The sequence below is a fragment of the Streptomyces sp. NPDC104106 genome (assembly GCF_055584345.1).
On sequence record NZ_JBVJMF010000059.1, the window covers coordinates 1 to 3,456 of the forward strand.

Sequence of the window (3,456 nt, forward strand, 5' to 3'; positions counted from 1 at the left end):
ACTCTATCAGATCTTTTCTCGATCCGATTTCCTCGGTGCTTTCCAGGTTCCCGCTCCGCTTTCGCTTCGCGTTTCCCTTTCCGGCGGTTCCGACTTTATCAGAAGTTCTTGGCCGGGCTGACTGGCCGCTCATTTCTGAGTAATCGGAGGGGTGCCTCTTCGTGGCGCCGCTATCGGCACTCTCTGAGGAAGCTTGTAGATTCTAAACGTTTGCCGCCAAACTTGTCCAGTTCCAGGCAACTGTTTGAATCTACCTCCCCACGCCACCCGTGTCAACAGGTCTTGCGGGGCGAAGAGGAGACTAGCAGCTCACAGGGGCCGGACGCACATCAGGCAGCCGTGGGGACGGTGGCGCTTCGGTCCGTTGCTTCGAGGTCACCCGTCTCGCCGGCGCGCACCGCTCGGCCGCCCAGGACGTAGACGTACGTCAGGAATGCCAGCTCGGCCATGACTCCGATGCCGATGCGGGCCCAGGTGGGCAGGCCGGAGGGGGTGACGAAACCTTCGATGGCACCGGAGACGAAGAGGACCAGAGCCAGGCCGATCGCCATGCCGACGGCCGCCCGTCCCTCCTCGGCGAGAGCCGTGCGCCGGGTGCGGGGGCCGGGGTCTATGAGGGTCCAGCCCAGGCGCAGGCCCGTACCGGCGGCGACGAAGACGGCGGTCAGTTCGAGCAGGCCGTGCGGGAGGACCAGCCCCAGGAATGTGTCGAGTCGGCCGGCCGAGGACATCAGGCCGAAGCCGACGCCCAGGTTGAGCATGTTCTCGAAGAGGATCCAGAGCACGGGCAGGCCCAGGAAGACGCCCAGGACCAGGCACATCGCGGCCGCCTGGGCGTTGTTCGTCCACACCTGGGCGGCGAAGGCGGCGGCGGGGTGGCTGGAGTAGTACGTCTCGTACTCACCGCCCGGACGGGTCAGCTGGCGCAGCTGGCTGGGGGCGGCGATGGACGACTGCATCTCCGGGTGGGTGCCGATCCACCACCCCAGGAGGATCGCGACGACCGTGGAGACCAGCGCCGTGGGCGCCCACCAGTGGCGCGCGCGATAGACGGCTGCCGGGAAGCCCTGGCCCAGGAAGCGCGTGGCGTCGCGCCAGGAGGCGCGGCGTGTGCCGGTGACGGCGCTGCGCGCGCGTGCCACCAGTTGGCTGAGCCGTCCCGTCAGTCGCGGGTCCGGGGCGCTGGACTGGATGAGGGAGAGGTGGGTGGCGGTGCGCTGGTAGAGCGCGACGAGTTCGTCGGCTTCCGCGCCGTTCAGACGGCGCCTGCGGTGGAGCAGGGCGTCGAGGCGGTCCCACTCGGCTCGGTGTGCGGCGACGAAGACGTCCAGGTCCATCGGGTCTGCCTGCTCCTCGGCTGGTCGTCGACAGCTCGTCCGCTCGTCGTGGATGCTCGCGTTCGCTGTCAGCTTGTCGTACTGCGGCGCGATGCGCCCACAGCTTGGCAGACTTGCGTTCCGGGGGCGGACCAGGGAAGGACGGCGGGCGTGAGTGAGCTGGTGACCGGCGAGGCGGTGGCGCTGGAAGTGCTGCCCGCGAGGCTGCCGAGCAGGGCGCTGGCCGTGTTGTTCGACCTCGTGGTGGCCGTGACGGCGTACACCGTCGTCACCGTGGTCCTGGTGATGTCGACGGCTTCCATGGACGAGGCCGCGCAGGTGGCGCTGTCGATCGCGACGTTCCTGCTGGTCCTGGTGGGCGCGCCGATCGCGGTGGAGACCCTCAGCCACGGTCGGTCGCTGGGGAAGCTGGCCTTCGGGCTGCGGGTGGTGCGGGACGACGGCGGGCCGATCCGGTTCCGGCACGCGCTGGTGCGCGGTGCGATCGGTGTGGTCGAGATCCTGCTGACCTTCGGCGTGGTGGCCTGTATCGCCTCCCTGGTGTCCGCGCGGGGGCGGCGGCTCGGGGATGTGTTCGCCGGCACGCTCGTCGTACGGGAGCGCGTACCCACCGGTCCGGCCGGGTTCGTGCCGCCCCCGCCGCCGTGGCTCGCCGGGCGGTTCGCCGAGTTGGACCTGTCAGCGGTGCCGGATGGGCTGTGGCTCGCCGTGCGGCAGTACCTGACGCGGATGGCGCAGCTCGATCCGCAGGTCTCCGTCGGGATGGCGCAGCGGCTCGCGGCCGATCTCGCGGCGCGTACGGGTGCTTCGGTGCCGCCCGGTCTGCCGGCTGCCGCCTTCCTCGCGGCCTTGGTGCACGAACGGCGGTCCCGTGAGGCCCGTCAGGCGTTCGGCGTGGGTGTCTTCACCCCATCGGCGGCATGGCCCGGCGCACCCGCAGCGCCGGCCGGGCATGAGCCGTCGGCCGTTCCCCTGGCCGGCCCGCCGCAGAAGTCCGCGCAGGCTCGGTCGGCCGGACCGCGGCAGCCACAGGGCCCGGCGCCCGTCGTGCCGTCGAGCGCAGCTGCCTCACCGGCGCGGGGCGAACCGTCGGCCGACCGTCCGCCGACCGGATTCGCACCGCCTGCCTGAGGTGGTGCCCGGAGGCTGATCAACGGTCGCGGCACCACACCCGTCGGCACCGTCCGCCGCCATCAGCGTTCATCCTCGTCGGTCGAACGTCGACGGCGGTGTCTCAAGGTCCTCCAGCTCGATGCCGGGCGCGGCCAGGACGACGTCGCCGGCGATGTGGACGCTGTGCCGCTCGCCGGTGTCCAGGGCTGTGACCTGGTATTCGTCCACGGTCAGAGGGCCGTTGTCAGTGGCGTGTGCTTCGCTGTTCAGCAAGGCCCAGGACTGGTCCACGGTGCGGGGGGCGAGGACCGGATCCGTGAAGGCGACCAGGCGTACGCGGGTCGCGGTGGACGAGGGGGTGAGGCGCAGGAGACGGGCAGTGGCGATGAGGAACGCGGGGGACGTGCCGGTGAAGGCGTGGGCGCGCACATTGCCTTCGGCGGCATGGGTTCCGGTGGGGTCGGTGCGGACCCAGGTGACGCCGTCGAGGGCGGCACCGCGCACCTGCCAGCCTCCCGCGTGCAGTTCGAGGCGAATCGGGCGGCCGAGGTCGTCCAGGGCGAGGTCGACCGAGCCGCGGTGGTCACCGGCGGGGCTGGTCAGCCGGGAGACGTAGCGCCAGCCGGACGGGCCGGGGGCGCACTGGAAGTGCTCTTCTGCGAGGGGGGTGTGATCGTGCGGGTCATGGAGCGAATAGCGGCCGCGGGGCATGGGGGTCCTGGGGCTTGACGGGCTGATCGCCCGGACCGGCCGGCGGTCCCGGACTGGCGCCGGGTCGGCTGGACGGTTCGGGGAAACGGGGCAGGCCCCCGGCACGGGGGTGCGGGGGCCTGCCACGGGGGACCTGCTGTCGGGGAGCGCGGCGGTGCACCGGCGTGCTCCCCGGCGGGCGGGACTACGGAGCCGGTGGCTCAGTAGCGGTAGTGGTCCGGCTTGAACGGGCCGTCGACCTCGACACCGATGTACGCGGCCTGCTCCGGGCGCAGCTTGGTGAGCTTCACGCCGA

4 protein-coding genes are annotated in these 3,456 nt (G+C 71.2%); 1 reads left to right on the top strand and 3 read right to left on the bottom strand.

Annotated elements, in window-relative coordinates:
• Positions 1 to 329 precede the first annotated feature (329 nt).
• Complete coding sequence (locus ACZ60X_RS43785) at positions 330 to 1,337, bottom strand: stage II sporulation protein M (protein WP_469611419.1); 1,008 nt, start codon at positions 1,335 to 1,337, stop codon at positions 330 to 332.
• A 150-nt stretch (positions 1,338 to 1,487) separates the two neighbouring features.
• Between ACZ60X_RS43785 and ACZ60X_RS43790 the strand changes: the two genes are divergently transcribed.
• Entirely contained in the window at positions 1,488 to 2,468 is a 981-nt protein-coding gene (locus tag ACZ60X_RS43790; RefSeq protein WP_469611421.1) for an RDD family protein, read from the top strand.
• Between the two features lie 69 nt (positions 2,469 to 2,537).
• Here the strand turns inward: ACZ60X_RS43790 and ACZ60X_RS43795 are convergent, their stop codons facing one another.
• A complete protein-coding gene (locus ACZ60X_RS43795; protein ID WP_469611423.1) occupies positions 2,538 to 3,161 on the bottom strand; it encodes a hypothetical protein in 624 nt (207 codons plus the stop codon).
• Between the two features lie 200 nt (positions 3,162 to 3,361).
• The coding region (locus ACZ60X_RS43800) for an adenosylhomocysteinase (RefSeq protein ID WP_469608585.1) at positions 3,362 to 3,456 on the bottom strand (95 nt) is incomplete at its 5' end.

Excerpts from the sequence above, each read along its gene's own strand:
- ACZ60X_RS43785 (WP_469611419.1), bottom strand. The coding sequence starts at position 1,337 with ATGGACCTGGACGTCTTCGTCGCCGCACACCGAGCCGAGTGGGACCGC.
- ACZ60X_RS43795 (WP_469611423.1), bottom strand. The coding sequence starts at position 3,161 with ATGCCCCGCGGCCGCTATTCGCTCCATGACCCGCACGATCACACCCCC.